This window comes from Bacillus sp. K2I17, assembly GCF_002209985.1.
GTDB lineage: Bacteria > Bacillota > Bacilli > Bacillales > Bacillaceae_G > Bacillus_A > Bacillus_A wiedmannii.
The window spans coordinates 106,266-129,035 of the sequence record NZ_NJGF01000007.1; the positions used below are offsets into that span (position 1 = coordinate 106,266).

Consider the following 22,770-nt stretch of genomic DNA (forward strand, 5'->3'; position numbering starts at 1 on the left):
GAGAGGATGTGATTTTATGACAAAAATCACAGTAGTTGGAGCAGGTAGCTGGGGAACAGCGTTAGCGATGGTATTAGCTGACAATGGACATGATGTACGTATTTGGGGAAATCGTTCTGAACTTATGGATGAGATTAATACAACACATGAGAATAGTCGATACCTTCCAGGAATTACATTGCCAAGCACAATCGCAGCCTACTCTTCTTTAGAAGAAGCATTAGTAGATGTAAATGTAGTACTTCTTGTAGTACCAACGAAAGCGTATAGAGAGGTATTACAAGATATGAAGAAATATGTAGCAGGTCCGACTACTTGGATTCATGCAAGTAAAGGGATTGAACCTGGTACATCAAAACGTATTTCGGAAGTGATTGAGGAAGAAATTCCAGAGGACTTGATTAAAGATGTTGTTGTACTATCTGGACCGAGTCATGCTGAAGAAGTTGGTTTACGTCAAGCGACAACTGTTACGTCTGCAGCAAAGCGTATGGAAGCGGCTGAGGAAGTACAAGATTTGTTTATGAATAGTTACTTCCGTGTATACACAAATCCAGATATCGTTGGAGTTGAGCTTGGTGGTGCGTTAAAAAATATTATCGCATTAGCTGCTGGGATAACTGATGGACTTGGATTAGGTGATAATGCGAAAGCGGCATTAATGACACGTGGTTTAACGGAGATTGCTCGTTTAGGAAGAAAAATGGGCGGAAATCCATTAACGTTTGCTGGTCTAACTGGTATGGGAGACTTAATTGTAACTTGTACAAGTGTTCATAGCCGAAATTGGCGCGCTGGAAATATGCTTGGAAAAGGACACTCTTTAGAAGAGGTGTTAGAAAGCATGGGTATGGTTGTAGAAGGTGTAAGAACAACGAAAGCTGCTCACGAATTAGCAGAGAAAATGGAAGTTGAAATGCCGATTACAGCTGCTTTATATGACGTGCTATTCAATGGGAATAATGTGAAAGATGCAGTAGGCTCATTAATGGGACGTGTTCGAAAACATGAAGTGGAAGCTATACCGGACTTACTTTAAAGAAAAGCGACAGAAGTACATTTGTACTTCTGTCGCTTTTTATTTTTATGGGTCTTTTCACCATTTTTTTAATTTTGCATAGGATGAAGAGTAACTTGAGGAGAGGGTGAAAAGAATGGATAATAACATTTTTAATAACATTGAAAAAGAAGCGAAAGTGAATAAAGAAGATATTTTTAAATTAGCATCATCTGTACAGAATGCGAATTTACGTGATGAGACTGTGCTTCGTCAATTGATTCATCAAGTGGCTCTTATGGCAGGACGTGAAGTGCCGAAAGAACAAGAGGATCAAATTGTAAAAGCGATTATTAACAATAATATGCCCGCTGATTTTGGTTCGTTAAGCAAAATGTTTAAAAAATAAGATATAAGAAACAAAGAGTTTGTAGATTGCATATGATAGCCATGAAAGTATGGGAATAGAGCTGTTTTGGGCATATTTGGTCAACCGAAGCGAGAGATACACTCGCTTCGGTTTTATTTTTATTTAGATTAGTGGAAGATGCGAAAAAACCTGTTGATTAAAGTTATATATTCTTAATTTGTAGTAAAATGTTCTTTTTGTATTTGTTTAAAGATTTTAATTTGTTAAAATAGTATAAAAATAGATTAATAAAAAGGGGTGTGTATATGTCAGAAGGGCTCATAAAAATGTGGTTTGCTTTAGGAGCAATTGGATTTATGTTTTTTGCAGTAAGTTTTATTTTACTAAGTAGATACAAAATAAAGAATAAATTTTTGAAAGGGATTACAGCGTTAGTAGCGTACACCCTTATGATTGTGTCAGGAATTGTTATTTTTCTTGTTGTATTTAGTGGACCTGTACAGCAGTAAAGGGAATGGTCTCGAAAATGCTACATACGGAGCAAGTTATATTAGTATGAAAAGGTGATTGCTAGTGAAAAAAGTCCATATTATTTTAATATTTTGTTGTATGAGCCTTTTAACAGGATGTCTGTATCCGAAAGAAAATATGAAACAAAATGCCGTTCCTTATGAAGATCAGATACAGGTTGTTCAAAAAGCTGTAGTGACATTTAAGGAGCAAAATGAGGGGATATTGCCAATTAAGACGCGGGATATGAGTACGCCTATTTATCAAAAGTATCCAATCGATTTTCAAAAGATTGCTCCGCGTTACATACAGGAGGCACCAGGAAATGCGTATGAAAGCGGAGGAGTATACCAATACGTATTAATAGACGTTGAAACAAACCCGACAGTAAAGTTAATTGATGTTAGGATGGCTGAACAAATCCAGGAATTATCATTAAAGCTTAGGATGTATCGGGATGAACATCAATATCCGCCTTTTAAAAAGGTAATTTCAGATGGTGTATATGAATTAGATTTCAAAAAACTAGGATATAAAGATGTGCCGCAAGTGACAAGTCCGTATTCTGGTAAAGGGCTTCCTTTTGTAATCAATGAAAAGGGAGAAATTTATGTTGATTATCGAATCGACTTATATGAAGCGTTGAAAAAAAATGAAGGGCAATTTAAGGAAGGGGAAGATATTCGGAATATACTTTCGAAAGATTCTCCATTTGTACCTGCGTATTCTTTACCGTATACGGTAAAGAATGGAGAACCAATTTTTTTAAAATCATAAGTCATGAACCTTTCTTTTAGTGAATAAGTTCTAGAAGAAAGGTTTTTTATGTTACACAACTTGCGATGCAAACAAAAGGTATTTTTTAATAGTCATATGAAATTGGACAAAATTATATGATATATTGTCCGAACTTCTAGAATACCATTATATTATATCAGATATTATAGGCAACGTTAGAGAAGGTATTAGTTGACTATAAATGTGGAATTATTCCCAAAAATATTGAGGGAGGGAATCACTTGGAAAAGGTAGATATTTTTAAAGATATTGCGGAACGCACAGGCGGTGATATTTATTTTGGAGTTGTAGGAGCTGTTCGAACAGGGAAATCAACATTTATTAAAAAATTTATGGAACTTGTAGTTATTCCTAATATTGAGAATGAGTCTGACCGTCAAAGGGCGCAGGATGAACTGCCTCAAAGTGCTGCTGGTCGTACAATCATGACGACGGAACCGAAGTTTGTTCCAAACCAAGCGGTTTCTATCGAAGTAGATGAAGGTCTTGAAGTGAATATTCGATTGGTAGATTGCGTTGGATATACGGTTCCAGGAGCAAAAGGCTATGAAGATGAGAATGGCCCGCGCATGATTAATACTCCTTGGTATGAAGAACCTATTCCATTCCATGAAGCTGCAGAAATCGGAACACGTAAAGTAATTCAAGAACATTCCACAATTGGTGTTGTAATTACAACAGATGGAACGATTGGTGAAATTCCAAGAAGAGATTATATAGAGGCAGAAGAACGCGTAGTAAATGAGTTAAAAGAAGTCGGAAAACCTTTCATTATGATCATTAACACTGTACAGCCGTATCATCCAGATACAGAGCAATTGCGCCAAAGTTTATCTGAAGAATATGATATCCCAGTCATTGCGATGAGTGTAGAAAGTTTAAGGGAAACAGATGTGTACAATGTGCTTCGAGAGGCTTTATTTGAGTTCCCGGTTTTAGAAGTGAATGTTAACCTTCCGAGCTGGGTGATGGTGTTAAATGAAGGGCATTGGTTGCGCCAAAGTTATCAAGAAGCTGTTCAAGAGACTGTGAAGGATATAAAACGTCTTCGTGATGTGGACCGTGTCGTTTGGCAGTTTAGTCAGTATGAATTTATTGATCGAGCGAGCTTAGCTGGCATTGATATGGGGCAAGGTGTAGCAGAGATTGATTTATATGCACCAGATGAATTATATGATCAAATTTTAAAAGAAGTAGTAGGAGTAGAAATTCGAGGGAAAGATCATTTATTAAAGCTTATGCTCGATTTATCTCATGCGAAAATAGAATACGATCAAGTGGCGGATGCCCTGCGTATGGTAAAGCAAACAGGATATGGTGTAGCAGCGCCTGCGTTAGCTGACATGAGCTTAGATGAGCCAGAAATTATTCGTCACGGTTCAAGGTTTGGTGTGAAACTAAAAGCTGTAGCTCCGTCTATTCATATGATTAAAGTAGATGTGGAGTCAACGTTTGAGCCAATTATTGGTACTGAAAAGCAAAGTGAAGAATTAGTTCGTTATTTAATGCAGGATTTTGAAGATGACCCATTATCAATTTGGAATTCTGATATATTCGGACGTTCACTTAGCTCTATTGTTCGAGAAGGCATTCAAGCGAAACTATCTTTAATGCCAGAAAATGCAAGATATAAATTAAAAGAAACGCTAGAAAGAATTATTAATGAAGGATCTGGCGGATTAATTGCGATTATATTATAAGAAAAAATCCCTCTCATCGTAGAGGGATTTTTTTTGATTTTCGCGTATAGAATAGCAAAATAAACAGTCATTATCTAATATATTGTTGTAAATTGTCAAGTTTCATCAGATTTTCACATTTTAAGAGTAACAATTTCCTTAAAAATATTGAATTATAAGGGAGAATCGTATAATATAGGCGTTGATAATGATTTATCTACATCTTTGTAGTATAGAATTTGTAAAAATTGCCTACAAATGAAAGTAAGACTCATTTTATGATCATTATACAGTCTTATCTTTGGGAGGAGGTGAATGGCATGAACAAGACAGATTTAATCAATGCTGTTGCAGAAGCAAGTTCCCTTTCTAAAAAGGACGCAACAAAAGCAGTAGACGCTGTTTTTGATTCTATCTTAGAAGCTTTAAAACAAGGTGATAAAGTACAACTGATCGGATTCGGTAACTTCGAAGTTCGTGAGCGTGCGGCTCGTAAAGGTCGTAACCCACAAACAGGTGAGGAGATTGAAATCGCTGCAAGTAAAGTACCTGCATTCAAACCTGGTAAAGCGTTAAAAGATGCGGTTAAATAATCCTTACATATTAACAGGGAAGAAGAGTTTCCTTTTTGGGAACTCTTCTTTTTGCTTTTAAAAACATAAATATGCTAGAATGTGTTCGTATCACTTTTAGGTTTTCGGGAGGGCTAGCGGATGGCAAAAGTTAATTTAGAACAAATTGAACATGCAGTACGCCTTATTTTAGAGGCAATCGGAGATGACCCAAATCGTGAGGGAGTACTTGATACACCAAAGCGTGTGGCAAAAATGTACGCAGAAGTGTTCGCGGGTATGCATGAAGATCCGAAAGAACATTTGCATAAAGTGTTCGGAGAAGATCACGAGGAGCTTGTACTAGTAAAAGATATACCGTTTTATTCGATGTGTGAGCATCATTTAGTTCCATTCTATGGAGTTGCTCACGTTGCATATATTCCGCAAGGCGGAAAAGTGACAGGGTTAAGTAAATTAGCTCGAACTGTAGATACAATTGCACGTCGTCCACAACTGCAAGAACGTATTACATCAACAGTAGCGAACTCTATTATGGAAGTACTAGAACCGCATGGTGTAATGGTAGTAGTAGAAGCGGAACATATGTGCATGACGATGCGTGGTGTGAAAAAGCCGGGCGCGAAAACTGTAACAACAGCAGTACGTGGTGTGTTAGAAAATGATGCAGCGGCACGTAGTGAAATTTTATCTTTTATTAAAACAAAGTAAAGAAAAGTAGGAAACTGCTTTTCTTTTTTTTTTATGTAAATAAATGATATAGTTTTAGCAAGGCAGAGTGAGAATAGAAAGACTACTAAAAAGAATGGAAGATGTTATTTAGTTCGGTGGAAGTTTGGAAAGAGTAGCCAAGTTTTGGTTATAGAAAATAGAATGTATGTGTTATAATAAGTTTTATGAATTAGAAAACAAGGGTGATTTTTGTGTGTGACATCTACGGAGGGTATGCGGGTATAAGAGAGAAATTGATGGAGAAATTACGCCATCCTTATTTTATAAACTATATTGAAGAACCATTTATTGATGAAGAAAAAATAGCATTGTTGTATGGTGCTTTAAAAAGTGAAAATTTACATATAGAACAAATTGAGCATTATGTAGTAACGATTATGCTTGTGCAAATTGCACTTGATACACATGAAAGAGTATCAAATAAAGCAGGGGAAGAAGCAAATGAATCGCATAAACGTCGCCAGTTAACAGTGCTTGCTGGTGATTACTATAGTGGGTTATATTATTACTTACTGTCTATGAATTGTGATATTGTTTTAATTCGTGCGCTTGCTGAAGGAATTAAAGAAATTAATGAACACAAAATAATGTTATATCAAAAAGCGCATGAAACGATGGATGACATAATGGAAAGTGTAGTAACGATTGAGTCTGCACTCTTGCAAAAAACATGTGATCATTTTCATTTATCGCATTGGAAGCCGTTTATAACGTATGTACTAGGAAAAAACCGTCTTCAAAAAGAATATGAACTGCACGCTGATAAACAACATTCACCTGTTTTTCAAGCAGTTCAAGGGATTATGAAGGATAAAGCGGAGGTAGAAACAGTTATTCATGGATGGATGATGGAACTCAGAAAGAAAGAAAATCAATATTTGGAAAACCACACAGATATAAGCGAAATAAACTCTGTGTTAAGAGATAAATCGAAGACATAAGCAATTTTACATTGGAAGAAGGTACGAGCATGCAACAATCAAAAGAAGAAAGAGTACATGATGTATTTGAGAAAATCTCTGATAAATACGATGTGATGAATTCTGTCATTAGTTTTCAAAGACATAAAGCGTGGCGTAAAGAGACGATGCGCATTATGGATGTAAAACCAGGTAGCAAAGCTCTTGATGTATGCTGCGGGACAGCGGACTGGACAATTGCGCTAGCTGGAGCGGTAGGTGAACAGGGCGAGGTTGTTGGTTTAGACTTCAGTGAAAATATGTTATCTGTCGGTAAGCAAAAGGTAGAGGCGTTACAATTAAAACAAGTAGAACTTTTACACGGGAATGCAATGGAACTTCCATTTGAAGATAACACCTTTGATTATGTAACGATTGGATTTGGTTTACGTAACGTACCGGATTATATGCACGTATTAAAAGAAATGACGCGTGTAGTAAAACCAGGTGGAAAAGTGATTTGTTTAGAAACATCTCAACCAACAATGATTGGTTTTCGACAAGGGTATATTTTATACTTTAAATATATCATGCCGTTATTTGGAAAGTTATTTGCGAAAAGTTTTAAAGAATATTCATGGCTGCAAGAATCTGCTAGTACATTCCCAGGTATGAAAGAATTGGCTCATATGTTCGAAAAAGCTGGACTTGAACGTGTACAAGTGAAGCCGTTTACTTTTGGGGTAGCAGCGATGCACTTAGGTATGAAACCAGAATCAAAATAGAAAAAAGAAAAAAGAAGTTTTAGGTTAAGGTGAACAATATGAAGTTACAACTTATGTACTCTTTTTTACGATCGGATATTAATGTGATAGAAAAAGAATTAAAAAAGACAGTTGCTTCTGAACAGCCATTGGTAGAAGAGGCGGCATTACAACTTATTGAAGCTGGTGGGAAGCGAATTCGTCCTGTATTTGTGTTGCTTGCGGGAAAATTTGGAGATTATAAGTTAGATGCAATTAAACATGTAGCTGTTGCGTTAGAACTTATTCATATGGCTTCTCTTGTTCACGATGATGTTATTGATGCTGCATTTTTACGACGTGGTAGTGCAACTGTGAATGCGAAATGGGGAGATCGTATTGCAATGTATACAGGGGACTATTTGTTCGCTAAGTCTCTTGAATGTATAACAAATATCGAAATTCCAGAGGCGCATCAGGCGCTATCGCATACCATTTTAGAAGTGTGTAAAGGTGAAATTGAACAAATTAAAGATAAGTACAATTATGACCAAAATTTACGAACGTATTTAAGAAGAATAAAGCGAAAAACAGCCTTATTAATTGCTGCGAGTTGTCAACTAGGAGCAATTGCTGCTGGCGCTAATCGTGATACGGTAAATCGACTATTTTGGTATGGGTATTTTGTAGGAATGTCGTATCAAATTATTGATGATATTTTAGACTTCGTTTCCACAGAAGAGAAGCTTGGAAAACCTGCTGGTGGTGATTTGTTACAAGGGAATATTACGCTTCCTGCCCTATACGCTATGGAAGATCCCGTGCTTCGTAAGAAAATCACATCTGTACATGAAAATACAACAGCGGACGAAATGAAAGGAATTATTGAGGCTGTAAAAAATAGTGACGCTATTGATCAAGCATTTGCGTTTAGTGAACGTTATTTACATAAAGCATTAGAAATCATAAAACCACTTCCGCGTGGACAAGCGAAGTATGCATTACAAAATGTAGCAAAGTATATTGGGAAACGAAAATTTTAGTGTTTTTTCTAAAAAATAAAATAATCTCTCTATTTCAAAACTATTGCGCAATTGTGATAAGGGTGTTAATATGTGTGTGGGGATATACAATTACATACATAATTCAGAAGTGGAGAGATTTTTTATGGAAAAAACATTTCTAATGGTAAAACCAGACGGTGTACAACGTGCCTTCATTGGGGAAATCGTAGCTCGTTTTGAGAAAAAAGGCTTTCAATTAGTTGGTGCAAAATTAATGCAAGTCACTCCGGAAATTGCTGGACAACACTATGCTGAGCACACAGAGAAACCTTTCTTTGGTGAATTAGTAGACTTTATTACATCTGGACCTGTATTCGCAATGGTATGGCAAGGTGAAGGCGTAGTAGATACAGCTCGTAACATGATGGGTAAAACAAGACCACATGAAGCAGCTCCTGGAACAATTCGTGGAGATTTCGGTGTAACTGTTGCGAAAAACATTATCCATGGTTCTGATTCGTTAGAAAGTGCAGAGCGCGAGATTGCTATTTTCTTTAAGGAAGAAGAATTAGTTGACTACTCAAAATTAATGAATGAATGGATTTACTAATTATTTTGAAATAATTTGTAAACGCTTTAATCACTGTGATAATAGTAGAAAGTGCAAGGAGAATAGGGGTATTCTTCTTGCACTTTTTTTGTTTCAATTAGTTACGAAGTTAGAGCTGTTATGATATATTGATATGTAAAGTAAAAGGCCTATCGGAGAATAAGCGAATGGCTGATCAAATATATAATTTCTTTCATATTTTTAGAGTAAGGAAAGATAATATCATTGCTTAATATAGCGGGATAAATACATATACGAAAAGAGGAATAACGTATGCGATATATTACAGCTGGTGAATCTCATGGTCCACAACTTACAACGATTATAGAAGGTGTTCCGGCAGGACTGCCTTTAGTAGCGGATGATATAAATAAAGAGTTAGCTAGAAGGCAAAAGGGGCATGGGCGTGGTAGACGCATGCAAATTGAAACAGATCAAGTGCAAATTGTAAGTGGTGTTAGACATGGAGAGACATTAGGTTCTCCAATTGCACTTGTTGTTGAAAATCGTGATTTTGCACATTGGACAAAAATTATGGGCGCAGAGCCTTTAACGGAACAAGAAGAAAAAGAAATGAAAAGGAAAGTAACAAAACCAAGACCTGGGCATGCTGATTTAAATGGTGCGATTAAATATGGTCATAGAGATATGAGAAATGTACTGGAGCGTTCTTCAGCACGCGAAACGACAGTGCGTGTTGCTGCTGGTGCGGTTGCTAAAAAAGTGTTAGCAGAACTTGGTATTACAGTGGCGGGCCATGTAATTGAAATTGGCGGTGTACAGGCTCAGGAATTTACCTATAGTTCAATTGAAGAATTAAAAAGTATTACAGAAGCATCACCTGTACGTTGCTTAGATGAAGCAGCAGGTAACCAAATGATGAAAGCAATTGATGATGCGAAAGCAAATGGTGATTCAATAGGTGGAATCGTTGAAGTGATTGTGGAAGGAATGCCAATTGGGGTCGGTAGCTATGTGCATTATGATCGAAAACTGGATGCAAAATTAGCAGCTGCAATTATGAGCATTAATGCTTTTAAAGGCGTCGAGATTGGAATTGGTTTTGAAGCAGCGCATAGACCGGGAAGTGAAGTTCATGATGAAATTCTGTGGAATGAGGAACATGGATATACACGAAGAACAAATAATGCAGGTGGATTAGAAGGCGGTATGACGACTGGAATGCCAATTGTTGTGCGCGGTGTGATGAAACCGATCCCTACACTATATAAACCTCTTCAAAGTATAGATATTGATACGAAAGAGCCTTTTACAGCAAGTATTGAACGTTCAGATAGTTGTGCTGTTCCAGCAGCTAGTGTCGTTGCAGAAGCGGTTGTGGCTTGGGAATTAGCGACAGCTTTAATAGAACAATTCGGATTAGATCGTATGGACCTTATTCGTGAAAATATTGAGAAACATAATGAATATGCGAGGGGATTTTAATGGGAAACATACATATTCAAACGAAATCAAAAGAATATGATGTACATGTAGGAAAACAATCGTTGTCAAAGTTGACAACGATTGTTCAAAACATGCAGCCATCTGTGTCAAACATCATGATCATTTCAGATGAAGCTGTTGCGTCTTTACATTTACAGACAGTTGTAGACGCGTTGCAAATAAAGCAAAAAGTATTTTCATTTGTCGTACCGAGTGGCGAAAAAGAGAAGTCTTTTGAAAATTTCTATGCGGCTCATACGTCAGCTCTTGAAAATAAATTAGATAGAAATTCTTTAATTATTGCACTTGGAGGCGGGATGATTGGAGATTTAGCTGGTTTTGTTGCTGCATCGTTTATGCGTGGAATTCGCTTCGTTCAAGTTCCAACGACTTTATTAGCTCACGATAGCGCAGTGGGTGGGAAAGTAGCGATCAATCATCCGTTAGGTAAAAATATGATCGGTGCATTCCATCAACCGGAAGTAGTTGTATATCATACGCCGTTTTTACAGTCACTTCCTGAAAAAGAGTGGCGTTCAGGTTATGCAGAAGTGATAAAACATGCTCTTATTGGTGATGTAAAGCTGTATCATTGGTTAAAAGAAGAAGTGCAAACATTAGCGGATCTTCGTGATGAGAAGTTAATCCATATATTAACGAAGGCAATTCCTGTAAAGGCAAACATTGTATCGCAAGATGAAACAGAAAAAGGTGTACGTGCTCATTTGAACTTTGGACATACGTTAGGCCATGCTCTTGAAAAAGAACTAGGATATGGAAATATTACTCACGGTGACGGAGTAGCGGTTGGAATGTTATTTGCCTTGTTTTTAAGTGAGCAAGTGTACAAGGTTAATCTTTCTTATGAAGAGATGAAGCAGTGGTTCTTAAAGTACGGATATCCAAAAATGCCAAGTGATTTGAGTGTAGAGCGTCTCGTTCAATTGATGAAACAAGATAAGAAAGCGAACGCTGGAGCAATTCATATGGTGTTAATGCAGGAATATGGGGTAGTGAATGTCGTATCTATTCCAGATGAGACTGTTCATATTGCGTTAGAGGCATTTCAAAAGGATATGGTTTAAGAGCTAAGAAGTGCTTGTTTAAAGGTATCCTCGTAATAGTGACGGTTAAGATAAACGATTACAGTGAGAAATTACAACCTTATTGTAATTGAATTGAATAAAACGACTGGGGGAAGAAAAATGAGAGTGAAAGAGCAATTGTTAACTTTGAGAGCATATGTACCTGGGAAAAATATTGAAGAAGTAAAAAGGGAATATGGATTATCAAAAATTGTGAAATTAGCATCGAACGAAAATCCATTCGGTTGCTCAGCACGCGTAACAGAAGCATTAACTTCTTTAGCGAGTCAATACGCTCTTTATCCAGATGGATATGCATTTGAACTTCGGACAAAAGTAGCAGAGCAGTTAGGTGTCAAAGCAGAACAACTGTTATTTGGTAGTGGATTAGATGAAGTCATTCAAATGATTAGTCGTGCATTACTACATGAAGGAACAAATGTTGTAATGGCGAATCCAACATTCTCGCAATACCATCACCATGCTGTTATTGAAGGAGCAGAAGTTCGTGAAGTACCACTTAAAGATGGCATTCACGATTTAGATGCGATGTTACAGCAAGTAGATGATAAAACGAAGATTGTATGGATTTGTAACCCGAATAATCCGACAGGTACATATGTAGAGAAACAAAATTTACTTTCATTTTTAGAATCAGTTCCTAAGTCAGCGCTCGTTATTATGGACGAAGCATATTATGAATATGCTGTGGCAGAAGACTATCCGCAAACATTACCATTTCTTGAACAGTATGAAAATCTTATGGTTTTACGCACGTTTTCAAAAGCATATGGTTTAGCTGCTTTCCGTATCGGATATGCGGTTGGTAATGCGAATTTAATCGGGCAGCTAGAAGTAGCAAGGTTACCATTTAATACATCGACTGTAGCGCAGGCTGTAGCACTCGCTGCATTAGAAGATCAAGTATTTTTACAAGAATGTGTGAAAAAGAATGAAGAAGGATTAAATCAATATTACGCATTTTGTAAGGAATATAACGTATTCTATTATCCATCTCAAACAAATTTCATTTTCTTAAAACTCGGTATTCCTGGTAATGAGGCTTTCGAACGATTAATGAAGAAAGGATATATTGTTCGTTCTGGTGCTGCATTTGGTATACATGATGGTATTCGTATTACTGTCGGTTTGAAAGAAGAAAATGATGAAATTATAGAATTATTGAAAGAGCTTGTAAACGAGCAAGTAAAGAAAGAAGAAACATACTCTTAAGAGTTTGTGAAGGCTCCTAATATAGGAGTCTTTTTTATTTAAATGAAGGCCTGTAAAGCTTGATCCGTGCGTGTTAATAATTAATAAGGGAAGTTATTTGCACGGTAATGAAAGAAAACGGTACAATAGAAAGTAGTAATGCGGTATCGGTGTCATGTTTGAATCGTTGTCAGTGAAAGTACAAGATGAAGTATGCTCATTCTAAAGGTTGCGTTCGTACACCTAGTTGCTTATGATAAAGTGAAACTTTAATCAGTGAGGGGATGCTCATCCCCTCACTGATTATTAGCCCGCACCAATCGGGGTAAATGAACAGAAAATAATATTTGTTAGAATTAAAGGAGACGTTTATGCAAAAGTTTGAACAAGCTGTTTCATATATTGAAAATGGTGAAGCGGAAAAAGGATTACAATTATTAAAAGAACAATTAAAAATTGCGAATGATGAAGAGAAGTATGATATCGCTCGCTATTATCATACACTTGGATTTACGGATGAAGCGTTAGCTATTACAGAAGACTTGCGTTTATTGTATCCGGAAGAAAGTGAATTCACTGTATTTTTAGCAGAATTATATATTGATCTAGACAAAGAAGATGAAGCGATTGAAGTGCTTCATGATATTCCAGAAAATGATGACTTATATGTTCAATCGTTATTACTTGTTGCAGATTTATTCCAAATGCAAGGTTTCGATGATGTAGCAGAACAAAAACTATTAAAGGCGAAAGAAATGATGCCTGACGAACCTGTTATTACGTTTGGATTAGCAGAGTTATATAGTAGTAAAGGTGAAGAACAAAAGGCAATCACTCATTATGAGTCGCTATTAGCAGAACATAAAGTCATGGGTGGTGTTGGCATTGCACTTCGCCTCGCAGAAACGTTAAGTGCGATTGGAAATTGGGAAGAAGCGATCTCTTACTATGAAGCAGGTTTAGAGGAACAAAAAGATATCCACTCATTATTTGGATATGCCTTCACATTATACCAAGGTGAAGAATATCAAAGAGCAATTGGTGCTTGGCAAGAACTAAAAGAATTAGATCCGGAGTATGCATCGCTGTACATGTATTTGGCGAAAAGCTATGAAAAAGAAGGAATGCTTCAAGAAAGCTATGAAACACTTCAAGAAGGAATTAAAGTAGATGAGCTTTCTGTACCATTTTATGTAGAATTAGCGAACATTGCGGCGAAATTAGGAAGAATAGCGGAAGCAGAGGAAGTGCTTCAAAAAGCACTTGAGTTAGATCCAGGACATTTAGGTGCGATATTAAAATATGCGTATATCTTAAAAGAACAAGAAAAATATGAAGAGTTAATTGCAGTTGTAGAGCGTGCGATTGATAGCGGAGAACCAGATACACAACTACTTTGGGATCTTGCGTTTGCAAAAAAACAATTAGAAATGTATTCGGATGCATTAAAACACTATGAAAGTGCATATACTTCTTTTAAGAATCATCCAGACTTCTTGGAAGAGTACGGTTATTTCTTATTGGAAGAAGGTATGCGAAAAGAGGCGAAAGAAGTATTTACTCAGTTAATACAACTAGACCCGACACAAATTCATATTGAAGAATTGTTATATAATTTAGAGGATTTTTCATAAGTTGGAAGGAAACTGAATACCGCTTCTTGAATCTAAAAAGAAAAGAGAAAGACAGAGGAGGGACTTAATTGCTATGAATACCCCTGTTTCTGTAAACGAGAAGAAGGATTTTGTAAAATGGTTTTTGAATAATTACCAACTGAAACAGCGTGAATGTGTATGGATTTTGAATTATTTAATGAGTCATGACCAATTGATGCATAAAGTCCACTTCGTAGAGCATGCAAAATATTGTCCGCGTGGTTTAGTGATGTCCGCGAATTGTGTGAAAGACACACCATTTCACTTTTTTAAACAAAATGTTATGACAACAGATGCTGAAAAATCGTTTCATGATATTCGTTTAAATCGAGATGAAGATATTTATATTCAACTCAATTTTAAATCATCGTTTCAAAATGCCAATTATGTAGCTGTATTAGAAGAAAACCCGTATTTACCAAAGCATATTGAAGTAAATGAAAAAGATCGTTTACTTGCAGAAAGATTTTTAGAAGAAAGTGTATTTTCTTTTAGAAGAGAACGTCTTTTGAAACAAATTGATGAAGCGCTGGATAAGCAAGATAAGGAAGCGTTTCATAAGTTAACAGCTGAGTTAAAGATGTTATAGAATTCATTTGGATTCATAAAATTTTACAAATTTCAGACTTTTTTAAGAAAAACTACCTTAATATAGGTAGTTTTTCTTTTTTTACCTCTTTTAGTATGGTTTAATATATATAAAGTGAAAGTTCTGTCATTTGAAAATGAAGGGAGGGAAGACATTTGAAATGGAGTGTAAAAGATGTGGAGCAGTTTGAGCAAGCAAGAGATTATGTAGATACTGGTGTTATACCACTTTTATCAATTTCGGCAGCAAAAGAAATGAAAATGGTAGTAGAACAAGGTGAATTTATCGAATTGTTGAGTATGGAGTTGGAAAGAGAATATAAAGGAAGAGTACTTTTACTACCTGCATTTACGTATTTAGTAGAAAGTCAAAAAAATGAAAAAGGTCGTTTGCAAGAATGGACAAATCATTTGCAAAAGCAAGGTTTTAAGCATATTGCTTATGTTACAAGTGATTTTTCATGGAAAGAAGATATGCAAGAGTTACAAGGAGATTTATTTTGGTTTCCTTCATTAGCGTTAGAACAATTTAGTGATCAAGCGAAAAGAGAAGTTATTCATGCACATATAAAAAATATAATGGTGATGTTAGAAGAAAAATGGGGAAAGTAGTAATAAACAGAAAGTTCTTATTATTATGAGTAGTATGATATTGACCTGTACCTAAGCGTATTATATCATGATAGTGTCCTAGTTTTTATTTTTTATATAATTTATCACGAGGGGACAATTTCTGATAGAGGGGGGAAATTTTCGTGAGCGAGAAAGAACATCGTGTATCAAGAAGACAGTTTTTAAATTACACCCTTACAGGGGTAGGAGGCTTTATGGCAGCGGGTATTTTAATGCCGATGACGCGATTTGCGCTTGATCCGGTGTTAAGAAAAGAAGCGGGAACGGATATGGTTGCTGTTGCACAAGTAAAGGATATTACAACAGAGCCGAAACGTTTCGACTTTAAGGTGAAGCAGGTTGATGGTTGGTACAAGTCCGAAGAGCCAAAATCAGCTTGGGTTCATAAAGATGAAAGCGGAGACATTGTTGCGTTCTCTCCAGTATGTAAACATTTAGGATGTACAGTTAACTGGAATTCGGACAAAGCACATCCGAATCAATTCTTTTGTCCATGTCACGGGGGCCGTTACACAAAAGACGGGATGAACATTAAAGGCACGCCGCCCCTTGCTCCGCTTGATGTATACGAGTCCAAAGTAAAAGATGGAACGCTGTATTTAGGCAAAGCGAAGCCAAAAGGGGGTGCAAAGTAGATGCTAAATAAAATTTATGATTGGGTAGATGAAAGGTTAGATATTACACCAATATGGCGTGATATCGCTGATCATGAAGTACCTGAACATGTAAACCCGGCACATCACTTTTCTGCATTCGTTTATTGCTTTGGAGGACTTACCTTTTTCGTTACTGTAATTCAAATTTTATCAGGAATGTTTTTGACGATGTATTATGTGCCTGATATTAAAAATGCTTGGGAATCGGTTTATTATTTACAAAATGAAGTTGCATATGGGCAAATTGTTCGTGGTATGCACCACTGGGGCGCTAGTCTCGTCATTGTAATGATGTTTTTACATACACTTAGAGTTTTCTTCCAGGGTGCGTATAAAAAGCCTCGTGAGTTAAACTGGATTGTTGGTGTTCTTATTTTCTTTGTTATGTTAGGTCTTGGTTTTACCGGATATTTATTACCGTGGGATATGAAAGCATTATTTGCTACGAAAGTAGGGATTCAAATTGCAGAGCAAACGCCGCTCATTGGTCCTTATATTAAAACATTACTCGCTGGTCATTCCGAAATTGTTGGCGCTCAAACATTAACTCGCTTCTTTGCTATTCACGTCTTCTTCTTACCAGCAGCACTTCTAGGTTTAATGGCCTTCCACTTCATCATGATTCGCAAACAAGGTATTTCCGGTCCGCTATAAGAGATTGCTAAATTAAAGGGGAAAGAACTAAAGGAGGGAGATTATGCATCGAGGCAAAGGGATGAAGTTTGTAGGAGATTCTCGGGTACCAGTAGCTCGGAAACCAAATATTCCAAAAGACTATTCTGAATACCCAGGAAAAACAGAAGCGTTTTGGCCGAACTTTTTGTTAAAAGAATGGATGGTTGGTGCAGTTTTTTTAATCGGTTATTTATGTTTAACAGTGGCGCATCCGTCACCACTTGAGAGAATGGCGGATCCAACTGATGCCGGATATATACCACTTCCAGATTGGTATTTCTTATTCTTGTATCAGTTATTAAAGTATTCTTATGCTTCTGGTTCATTTACTGTAATTGGAGCGTTTATTATGCCAGGGATTGCGTTTGGCGCATTATTGTTAGCTCCATTTCTTGACCGAGGCCCAGAAAGACGCCCATTGAAGCGTCCTGTAGCAACTGGATTTATGCTTTTAGCAATTGCATCGATTATCTTTTTAACTTGGGAATCTGTAGCACACCACGACTGGGAAGCTGCAAAAAAACAAGGAGCAATTGTAAAAACAGCACCAGTTGATAAAAATGATGACGGCTATAAATTAATGCAAAAAAATACTTGTTTAACATGTCACGGTGACAATTTACAAGGCGGGGCAGCAGCACCGGCACTGCAAAATTTAACTTTAAAGCCAGAAGAAATTGCTAAAATTGCGAAAGATGGAAAAGGTTCAATGCCTAAAGGAGTATTTAAAGGTACAGATGAGGAACTGAAGAAACTTTCGGAATTCGTTGCAAAGTATAATAAAAAATAATAAAAAGCTGACTACAAAAATTTGTAGTCAGCTTTTTATTTTGATGAAAGAAAGTTTACTATATAATAGAGTAGAGTTTGAGGAAAGAATGACTTTGTTTGAAAGGTGTTGGACATACAGCTTGGTTTATTTGTATGCAATGTTAAGACAACGCTCTATATTATTATTTTTATTAGTTGTTAACATATTAGGTACAATATACGGATTTATATGGTATGGAAATCAATTAAAAGAAACCTCACCTATATTTTGGCCGTTTGTACCCGATAGCCCGATGGCGAGTCTCTTTTTTGTCTTTGTTTTAATTGCTTTTTTTAGAAAGAGAAATTGGGGATTAATAGAGGCGCTAGCGATTGTTACTTTAATGAAATATGGTATATGGGCTGTTGTTGTAAATGCAATTATGATCTATGTAAAAGGTCCTATTGGTCTTATGGGGTATATGTTAATGCTTTCGCATTTTGCGATGGCAGTACAAGCAGTGCTATATGCGCCGTTTTACCGTATAAAAAAATGGCATTTTGCGGTAGCAGCTATATGGACATTACATAATGATGCAATTGATTATTTATTTTGGCAAATGCCGAGATATGGAATTATGCATTTGTTTGTAGAAGAAATTGGTTACTTTACGTTTTGGCTAAGCATCGTCACACTATGTCTTACATATTATTATTGCTTACGTGAGAACCGAAAACAGTTTTCTTTATGAACATTTAGGGGGAGAAAATGAAGAAGAATAAGAGTCGTACAAAAATATTGGATCGATTGATTACTATAGTTGTTTCATATAGCATAGCATTTTCTATATTTGCACTTGCAACAACAGCGGTTGTATACGGAAAATGGCTATATTATTTTGAAATTGATTTTTTAAACATTCCAGATTTAGCGGATATGACGAAGGATGATATTAAAAGAAATTATGATGTGCTTATTACATATTTATCGCCGTTTTATGATGGAGCATTGCAGTTGCCAACATTAGATATGTCTACAAATGGCCGTATTCATTTTGTAGATGTTAAAAATATTTTAGTAAAGATTCAATATGTAATGTATGCGACAATTATGATTGCAATAATAGGCGGGATTTATTTATTAAAAAAGAAAAATGAAAAGTTTTTACTGCACGGATCAATTTTAACAATTATCTTACCGATAGCGCTCATGTTACCGATCGCTATTAATTTTGAAAAGAGTTTTGTATTATTCCATAAACTTTTATTCAGTAATGATTATTGGATGTTTGATATTGAAACGGATCCAATTATATTAATGTTACCAGAAGAATTCTTTATGCATGCTGCGTGTGCTATTTTATTATTTATTTTATGCGGCAGCATAATTTGTTACAGTTTGTATAGATATTTTGTAAAAAAGAAAAGGGTTTCAAAGGAAAAATTCTCTGTTTAAAGAGAATTTTTTTGTTTGTAAAATGATAATATATTTTTCGGTCCAGTTCTATTCTTGTCCAAATTAACATATTTTGTACTAGTAGTTATAGGGGGGACCGTGATGAAGAGAACATTAATTGGATTAATAGCATTTCTAATTATAATGTTTCCGTTACGTATATATGCTGAAGAGTGGAGTGAACTAACAGGGTTGTTAGACGACTCATTACAATTAGTGAAGCGTAATGAAGATGGAAAAGCAGTACAAGTATTACAACATTTCTCCGAGCAGTTTGTTATAAAGGGGAATGAAAAGAAGCAAGAAGTAACGCCAGATCAGGTTAGAGTTATTTCTTTAGCTTACGACAAGGCGAAACAATCTCTCTCGGAAACAGATTTAGGTAAACAAGTTAAAATTGATAATGTGTTAGCCCTGCAGCTCGCTGTTGATGCGCAAGTGTCGAAATATCAACCGCTTTGGATGGAAAGAGAAAGAAAAGTAATGGGTGCCTTTTCTCAAATGGAAAAAGCGATGAAAAAAGAAGATACGGGACAGTTTCAACAAACGTTAAACACATTTTTACATGAATTTAATATTATTTATCCAAGCTTAATGATCGCCCTGCCAGAAAATGAAGTGCAGCGTGTAAATGCCCATTTATCTTATTTGGATGAATTTCGTAACGTTATGTTAAATACGAAAGGGGGGCAAATGCAAGTAGGAATCATTAAAGGGGATTTGCAAAAAATATTTCACACAGTAAAAAAAGATGAAATTGCACCCTCACTCATTTGGTTTATGACAATTACTGGAGGTCTTATTTTATTCACATTAACTTATGTTGGATGGAGAAAGTATAAAGGAGAGAGAGAAAAAAGAAAAAGTAATGTACACTCTAAGAATAGATAATGCAATAAATAAAGATACGGATTGTAAGGTTTATTCATTGACAATGATGTCAGAAGAAAATAGAATGAGAAGTACTATAATTAAAACTTCAATGGAGGTTCAGAGGTTCATGATGTTTTATTTAATTTACTTCGCGATCATAATGATCATACCGTTGTATGCACAGTCAAAAGTACGTAGTGCCTATAGCAAGTATTCACAAGTTTATTCAACTTCAGGTATGACAGGAGCGGAAGTGGCTCGAAAAATTTTAGATGAGAACGGATTATACAACGTAGCTGTAGAAGAAACACCAGGTCATTTATCAGACCATTATGATCCAACTGCCAAAACAGTTCGATTATCAACAGATAACTATTACGGTCATTCAGTTGCTGGTACAGCAGTTGCAGCACACGAAGTAGGACACGCAATTCAAGACGCAAAAGATTATAACTTTATGCGTATTCGTCATTCGTTAGTGCCAGTTGCAAACTTTGGATCGAATATTTCTTGGGTATTTATTATGATTGGTGCCTTTGCATCTATGTCTAACTTGTTGTTATTAGGTATCATTTTAATGGCAGCAGGTGTTGTGTTCCAACTTGTGACATTACCTGTTGAGTTTGATGCATCAAAGCGTGCAATGCAACAAATTGAAGCGTTAGGTATCGTATCAACAGATGAATATGGCCAAGCTCGTAAAGTATTAAATGCGGCAGCATTAACATATGTAGCGGCTGCAGCTGTAGCAGTATTTGAATTATTACGTCTCGTATTAATGTATACTGGTATGCAGCGTAGCGACGACTAAAGACTATCAATTTTGATAGTCTTTTTTGTTTTGTGGATTGAATTATATAATGTATTGCAAATAGAAATAATAGAAGGAATAGAAGTAATGCGGAAAGGCGGTGGGGGAAGTGAAATATCCAAGTCGTTTAGTAAAACAAGTGAAAGAACAAAGCGCTTCTTATCAGTTAGAAGGCTTTTTAAGTGGACAAGGTCCTGAAAATCCAAAATTTATGCTGTTAGGAGAAGCGCCTGGTGAAACAGAAATTCATAATGGGATTCCGTTTAGCGGGAGAGCGGGAAAACAATTAATGGGTTTTTTAGAACGGATTCATGTTACAAGGGAAGAAGTATATATTACGAGCGCTGTCCGAAGTAGGCCTTATAAATGGCGAGAGAAAAAAGAACGAAATGGTGAAATCATACAGAAAAAATATAATAGAACACCAAATCAAGGAGAAATACTTGCCCATGCGCCTTTGTTAGATTATGAATTAGAGAAAATAAATCCGAAGCTTATCGTCACCCTTGGAAATATCGGTCTTCAACGTTTAACAGGAAAAAATAAAAAAATAACAGATGTGCACGGACAATTATTAAAACAGCCCATTCAAAAATTAAAGGATATGCAAAGTGCAGTGTTTACATGGTCAGAGCAAGAATATCATATCTTTCCGACCTTTCATCCTGCTTCCATTTTTTATAATCGGAGTTTATTGGAGCTTATTTATGAGGATTTAGATAAACTTAAAAAATATGTAATAAAAAACTAGAAAAGCTAGAGAGCTTTTCTAGTTGCGTTTATTTATGTAACGGATTTTTATTTTCATCTAACGTAAAACCTTCACCAACTACATCATGTACATCACTTACAGCAACAAAGGCATGAGGATCTACAGAAGTAATAATATTTTTTAATTTCACGATTTCATTTTTAGCAACAACGCAATATAATACGTTCCGTTCCACTTTCGTATACGATCCAACAGCTTTTAAAAAAGTAGCTCCGCGTTCCATATCAGATAAAATTTTGGCAGCAATTTCATCGTTTTTATCTGAGATAATAGTTGCTCCTTTTGCCGCATAGGCTCCTTCTTGCATAAAATCAATGACTTTCGCCCCGATAAAAACAGCAACTAACGTATACATGCCCTCGCGGTATGATAAATAGGTAAGAATAGAGACGATAATGACGATAGCATCAAACATAAACATCGTTTTCCCCATACTCCAGCCAACATATTTATGAGCGAGTCTTGCGATAATATCTACACCGCCAGTAGTCCCGCCATATTTAAATATTATGCCAAGACCGACACCGATAAATGCCCCGGCGAATAAAGCCGCGAGTGTCATATCATTTTGTAAGTTTAAATGTAAGTTAAGAACTTCGTAACGTTGAAAAATCCATAGAAATAAAGATACGCTGAAGGTGCCGATTAGTGTATAGATAAATGTCGTTCTTCCAAGTAACTTCCAACCAATAAAAAATATAGGGATATTTAAAATTAAGTTTGAATAAGAAGGATCAAACTTAAATAGAAAATACAATAATAGTGTAATACCGGTAAATCCACCTTCTGCAAGGTGATTTTCAATATTGATATTCACAATACCGAAAGAAAAAATAGCGGAACCGATTAAAATGAAAATGATATTTCGAATCTTCAAATTTGATGTCATATAGAAATCCTCCTAATTATGTAAATTGCATTGCTCCGCTGATACGGTAAAACATAATGATAAGTAATTTCTAGTTGTTAGTAAAAATAGAGAAGGCTGTAAAAAAACGCAAAAGAAGTTTCTATTTACCTCGTTCCAACGGCTGGTAGGAGATAAAGCTCTGAAGAAGGACAAACCAGCCGTAGGAACCCGATTGGTTCTGGCTGATCTTTTGCAAAAAACGCAAAAGAAAGTTTCACTTTACCCCGCTCTAACGGCTGGTAGAGGATAAAGCAGTGAAGTGAGATCAAACCAGCCGTAAGAGCCCGATTGGTTCAACTAATCTTTTGCAAAAAACGCAAAAGAAAGTTTCACT

Annotated in this window: 26 protein-coding genes; 25 read left to right on the plus strand and 1 reads right to left on the minus strand. The window is 36.0% G+C overall.

Going from position 1 to position 22,770, the window contains the following annotated elements; genetic code table 11:
• The first annotated feature begins 16 nt into the window (after positions 1–16).
• From CER22_RS10985 to CER22_RS11110, 25 genes are all read left to right on the plus strand, one after another.
• A complete protein-coding gene (locus CER22_RS10985; protein WP_088062692.1) occupies positions 17–1,039 on the plus strand; it encodes an NAD(P)H-dependent glycerol-3-phosphate dehydrogenase in 1,023 nt (340 codons plus the stop codon).
• A gap of 115 nt (positions 1,040–1,154) precedes the next feature.
• Positions 1,155–1,406 (plus strand): stage VI sporulation protein F, encoded by a 252-nt coding sequence (locus CER22_RS10990; protein WP_000369753.1) that lies wholly within the window; start codon positions 1,155–1,157, stop codon positions 1,404–1,406.
• 266 nt (positions 1,407–1,672) lie between these two features.
• Entirely contained in the window at positions 1,673–1,876 is a 204-nt protein-coding gene (locus CER22_RS10995; RefSeq protein ID WP_001288995.1) for a DUF2768 domain-containing protein, read from the plus strand.
• 64 nt (positions 1,877–1,940) lie between these two features.
• Positions 1,941–2,654 carry a hypothetical protein gene (locus tag CER22_RS11000; RefSeq protein ID WP_000755477.1) on the plus strand — a complete coding sequence of 238 codons (714 nt, stop codon included), beginning with the start codon at positions 1,941–1,943 and terminating at the stop codon, positions 2,652–2,654.
• A gap of 242 nt (positions 2,655–2,896) precedes the next feature.
• On the plus strand, positions 2,897–4,375 hold the full coding sequence (gene spoIVA, locus CER22_RS11005) for a stage IV sporulation protein A (RefSeq protein ID WP_000416519.1): 1,479 nt from the start codon (positions 2,897–2,899) through the stop codon (positions 4,373–4,375).
• A 299-nt stretch (positions 4,376–4,674) separates the two neighbouring features.
• Positions 4,675–4,947, plus strand: coding sequence for an HU family DNA-binding protein (locus CER22_RS11010; RefSeq protein ID WP_001043860.1), 273 nt, complete (start codon positions 4,675–4,677; stop codon positions 4,945–4,947).
• Between the two features lie 120 nt (positions 4,948–5,067).
• Entirely contained in the window at positions 5,068–5,637 is a 570-nt protein-coding gene (gene folE / locus CER22_RS11015; RefSeq protein WP_001151478.1) for a GTP cyclohydrolase I FolE, read from the plus strand.
• A 212-nt stretch (positions 5,638–5,849) separates the two neighbouring features.
• Entirely contained in the window at positions 5,850–6,599 is a 750-nt protein-coding gene (locus tag CER22_RS11020) for a heptaprenyl diphosphate synthase component 1 (RefSeq protein WP_141542766.1), read from the plus strand.
• A 29-nt stretch (positions 6,600–6,628) separates the two neighbouring features.
• On the plus strand, positions 6,629–7,342 hold the full coding sequence (menG, locus tag CER22_RS11025) for a 2-heptaprenyl-1,4-naphthoquinone methyltransferase (protein ID WP_087985543.1): 714 nt from the start codon (positions 6,629–6,631) through the stop codon (positions 7,340–7,342).
• Between the two features lie 38 nt (positions 7,343–7,380).
• Positions 7,381–8,343: a heptaprenyl diphosphate synthase component II gene (gene hepT / locus CER22_RS11030; RefSeq protein ID WP_000776075.1), complete on the plus strand. Its 963-nt coding sequence runs from the start codon at positions 7,381–7,383 to the stop codon at positions 8,341–8,343.
• Between the two features lie 124 nt (positions 8,344–8,467).
• The gene (ndk, locus tag CER22_RS11035; RefSeq protein ID WP_000415885.1) at positions 8,468–8,914 is read left to right on the plus strand and encodes a nucleoside-diphosphate kinase; all 447 of its coding nucleotides are present in this window, start codon (positions 8,468–8,470) and stop codon (positions 8,912–8,914) included.
• Between the two features lie 273 nt (positions 8,915–9,187).
• A complete protein-coding gene (gene aroC / locus CER22_RS11040) occupies positions 9,188–10,360 on the plus strand; it encodes a chorismate synthase (protein WP_088608750.1) in 1,173 nt (390 codons plus the stop codon).
• A complete protein-coding gene (gene aroB / locus CER22_RS11045; protein ID WP_088062697.1) occupies positions 10,360–11,445 on the plus strand; it encodes a 3-dehydroquinate synthase in 1,086 nt (361 codons plus the stop codon). Before aroC ends, aroB begins: the two co-directional genes overlap by 1 nt.
• Positions 11,446–11,565: 120 nt before the next feature.
• Positions 11,566–12,678 carry a histidinol-phosphate transaminase gene (gene hisC / locus CER22_RS11050; RefSeq protein WP_088608751.1) on the plus strand — a complete coding sequence of 371 codons (1,113 nt, stop codon included), beginning with the start codon at positions 11,566–11,568 and terminating at the stop codon, positions 12,676–12,678.
• A 350-nt stretch (positions 12,679–13,028) separates the two neighbouring features.
• Entirely contained in the window at positions 13,029–14,291 is a 1,263-nt protein-coding gene (locus tag CER22_RS11055; protein WP_088608752.1) for a tetratricopeptide repeat protein, read from the plus strand.
• Positions 14,292–14,364: 73 nt separating this feature from the next.
• Entirely contained in the window at positions 14,365–14,901 is a 537-nt protein-coding gene (locus CER22_RS11060) for a ReoY family proteolytic degradation factor (protein ID WP_001095922.1), read from the plus strand.
• Between the two features lie 155 nt (positions 14,902–15,056).
• Positions 15,057–15,512, plus strand: coding sequence for a YpiF family protein (locus CER22_RS11065; protein ID WP_048543535.1), 456 nt, complete (start codon positions 15,057–15,059; stop codon positions 15,510–15,512).
• A 143-nt stretch (positions 15,513–15,655) separates the two neighbouring features.
• Positions 15,656–16,168: a menaquinol-cytochrome c reductase iron-sulfur subunit gene (qcrA, locus tag CER22_RS11070; RefSeq protein WP_001290419.1), complete on the plus strand. Its 513-nt coding sequence runs from the start codon at positions 15,656–15,658 to the stop codon at positions 16,166–16,168.
• Entirely contained in the window at positions 16,169–16,843 is a 675-nt protein-coding gene (gene qcrB / locus CER22_RS11075; protein WP_000932700.1) for a menaquinol-cytochrome c reductase cytochrome b subunit, read from the plus strand. It abuts the gene before it with no gap.
• Positions 16,844–16,886: 43 nt separating this feature from the next.
• Positions 16,887–17,654 carry a menaquinol-cytochrome c reductase cytochrome b/c subunit gene (gene qcrC, locus CER22_RS11080; protein ID WP_000554601.1) on the plus strand — a complete coding sequence of 256 codons (768 nt, stop codon included), beginning with the start codon at positions 16,887–16,889 and terminating at the stop codon, positions 17,652–17,654.
• Positions 17,655–17,775: 121 nt separating this feature from the next.
• Positions 17,776–18,366, plus strand: coding sequence for a DUF1405 domain-containing protein (locus CER22_RS11090; protein WP_097889739.1), 591 nt, complete (start codon positions 17,776–17,778; stop codon positions 18,364–18,366).
• A 17-nt stretch (positions 18,367–18,383) separates the two neighbouring features.
• Positions 18,384–19,070 carry a lipoprotein intramolecular transacylase Lit gene (gene lit / locus CER22_RS11095; protein WP_060489613.1) on the plus strand — a complete coding sequence of 229 codons (687 nt, stop codon included), beginning with the start codon at positions 18,384–18,386 and terminating at the stop codon, positions 19,068–19,070.
• 102 nt (positions 19,071–19,172) lie between these two features.
• Positions 19,173–19,961: a sporulation protein YpjB gene (gene ypjB / locus CER22_RS11100; RefSeq protein ID WP_088062706.1), complete on the plus strand. Its 789-nt coding sequence runs from the start codon at positions 19,173–19,175 to the stop codon at positions 19,959–19,961.
• A 112-nt stretch (positions 19,962–20,073) separates the two neighbouring features.
• On the plus strand, positions 20,074–20,754 hold the full coding sequence (locus CER22_RS11105) for a zinc metallopeptidase (protein WP_002096760.1): 681 nt from the start codon (positions 20,074–20,076) through the stop codon (positions 20,752–20,754).
• Positions 20,755–20,863: 109 nt separating this feature from the next.
• Positions 20,864–21,505, plus strand: coding sequence for a uracil-DNA glycosylase (locus tag CER22_RS11110; protein ID WP_088608754.1), 642 nt, complete (start codon positions 20,864–20,866; stop codon positions 21,503–21,505).
• Between the two features lie 28 nt (positions 21,506–21,533).
• Here the strand turns inward: CER22_RS11110 and CER22_RS11115 are convergent, their stop codons facing one another.
• Positions 21,534–22,415, minus strand: coding sequence for a YitT family protein (locus CER22_RS11115; protein ID WP_000203306.1), 882 nt, complete (start codon positions 22,413–22,415; stop codon positions 21,534–21,536).
• Between the last annotated feature and the right edge of the window lie 355 nt (positions 22,416–22,770).

Bases quoted from the DNA above. Each gene is read 5' to 3' on its own strand.
- qcrB (WP_000932700.1), top strand. From the start codon at position 16,169: ATGCTAAATAAAATTTATGATTGGGTAGATGAAAGGTTAGATATTACA.
- CER22_RS11010 (WP_001043860.1), top strand. From the start codon at position 4,675: ATGAACAAGACAGATTTAATCAATGCTGTTGCAGAAGCAAGTTCCCTT.
- CER22_RS11115 (WP_000203306.1), bottom strand. From the start codon at position 22,415: ATGACATCAAATTTGAAGATTCGAAATATCATTTTCATTTTAATCGGT.
- ypjB (WP_088062706.1), top strand. From the start codon at position 19,173: ATGAAGAGAACATTAATTGGATTAATAGCATTTCTAATTATAATGTTT.
- CER22_RS11105 (WP_002096760.1), top strand. From the start codon at position 20,074: ATGTTTTATTTAATTTACTTCGCGATCATAATGATCATACCGTTGTAT.
- CER22_RS11060 (WP_001095922.1), top strand. From the start codon at position 14,365: ATGAATACCCCTGTTTCTGTAAACGAGAAGAAGGATTTTGTAAAATGG.
- lit (WP_060489613.1), top strand. From the start codon at position 18,384: ATGAAGAAGAATAAGAGTCGTACAAAAATATTGGATCGATTGATTACT.
- qcrC (WP_000554601.1), top strand. From the start codon at position 16,887: ATGCATCGAGGCAAAGGGATGAAGTTTGTAGGAGATTCTCGGGTACCA.
- CER22_RS10995 (WP_001288995.1), top strand. From the start codon at position 1,673: ATGTCAGAAGGGCTCATAAAAATGTGGTTTGCTTTAGGAGCAATTGGA.
- folE (WP_001151478.1), top strand. From the start codon at position 5,068: ATGGCAAAAGTTAATTTAGAACAAATTGAACATGCAGTACGCCTTATT.
- aroB (WP_088062697.1), top strand. From the start codon at position 10,360: ATGGGAAACATACATATTCAAACGAAATCAAAAGAATATGATGTACAT.
- menG (WP_087985543.1), top strand. From the start codon at position 6,629: ATGCAACAATCAAAAGAAGAAAGAGTACATGATGTATTTGAGAAAATC.
- aroC (WP_088608750.1), top strand. From the start codon at position 9,188: ATGCGATATATTACAGCTGGTGAATCTCATGGTCCACAACTTACAACG.
- hisC (WP_088608751.1), top strand. From the start codon at position 11,566: ATGAGAGTGAAAGAGCAATTGTTAACTTTGAGAGCATATGTACCTGGG.
- CER22_RS10990 (WP_000369753.1), top strand. From the start codon at position 1,155: ATGGATAATAACATTTTTAATAACATTGAAAAAGAAGCGAAAGTGAAT.
- CER22_RS11055 (WP_088608752.1), top strand. From the start codon at position 13,029: ATGCAAAAGTTTGAACAAGCTGTTTCATATATTGAAAATGGTGAAGCG.
- hepT (WP_000776075.1), top strand. From the start codon at position 7,381: ATGAAGTTACAACTTATGTACTCTTTTTTACGATCGGATATTAATGTG.
- CER22_RS10985 (WP_088062692.1), top strand. From the start codon at position 17: ATGACAAAAATCACAGTAGTTGGAGCAGGTAGCTGGGGAACAGCGTTA.
- ndk (WP_000415885.1), top strand. From the start codon at position 8,468: ATGGAAAAAACATTTCTAATGGTAAAACCAGACGGTGTACAACGTGCC.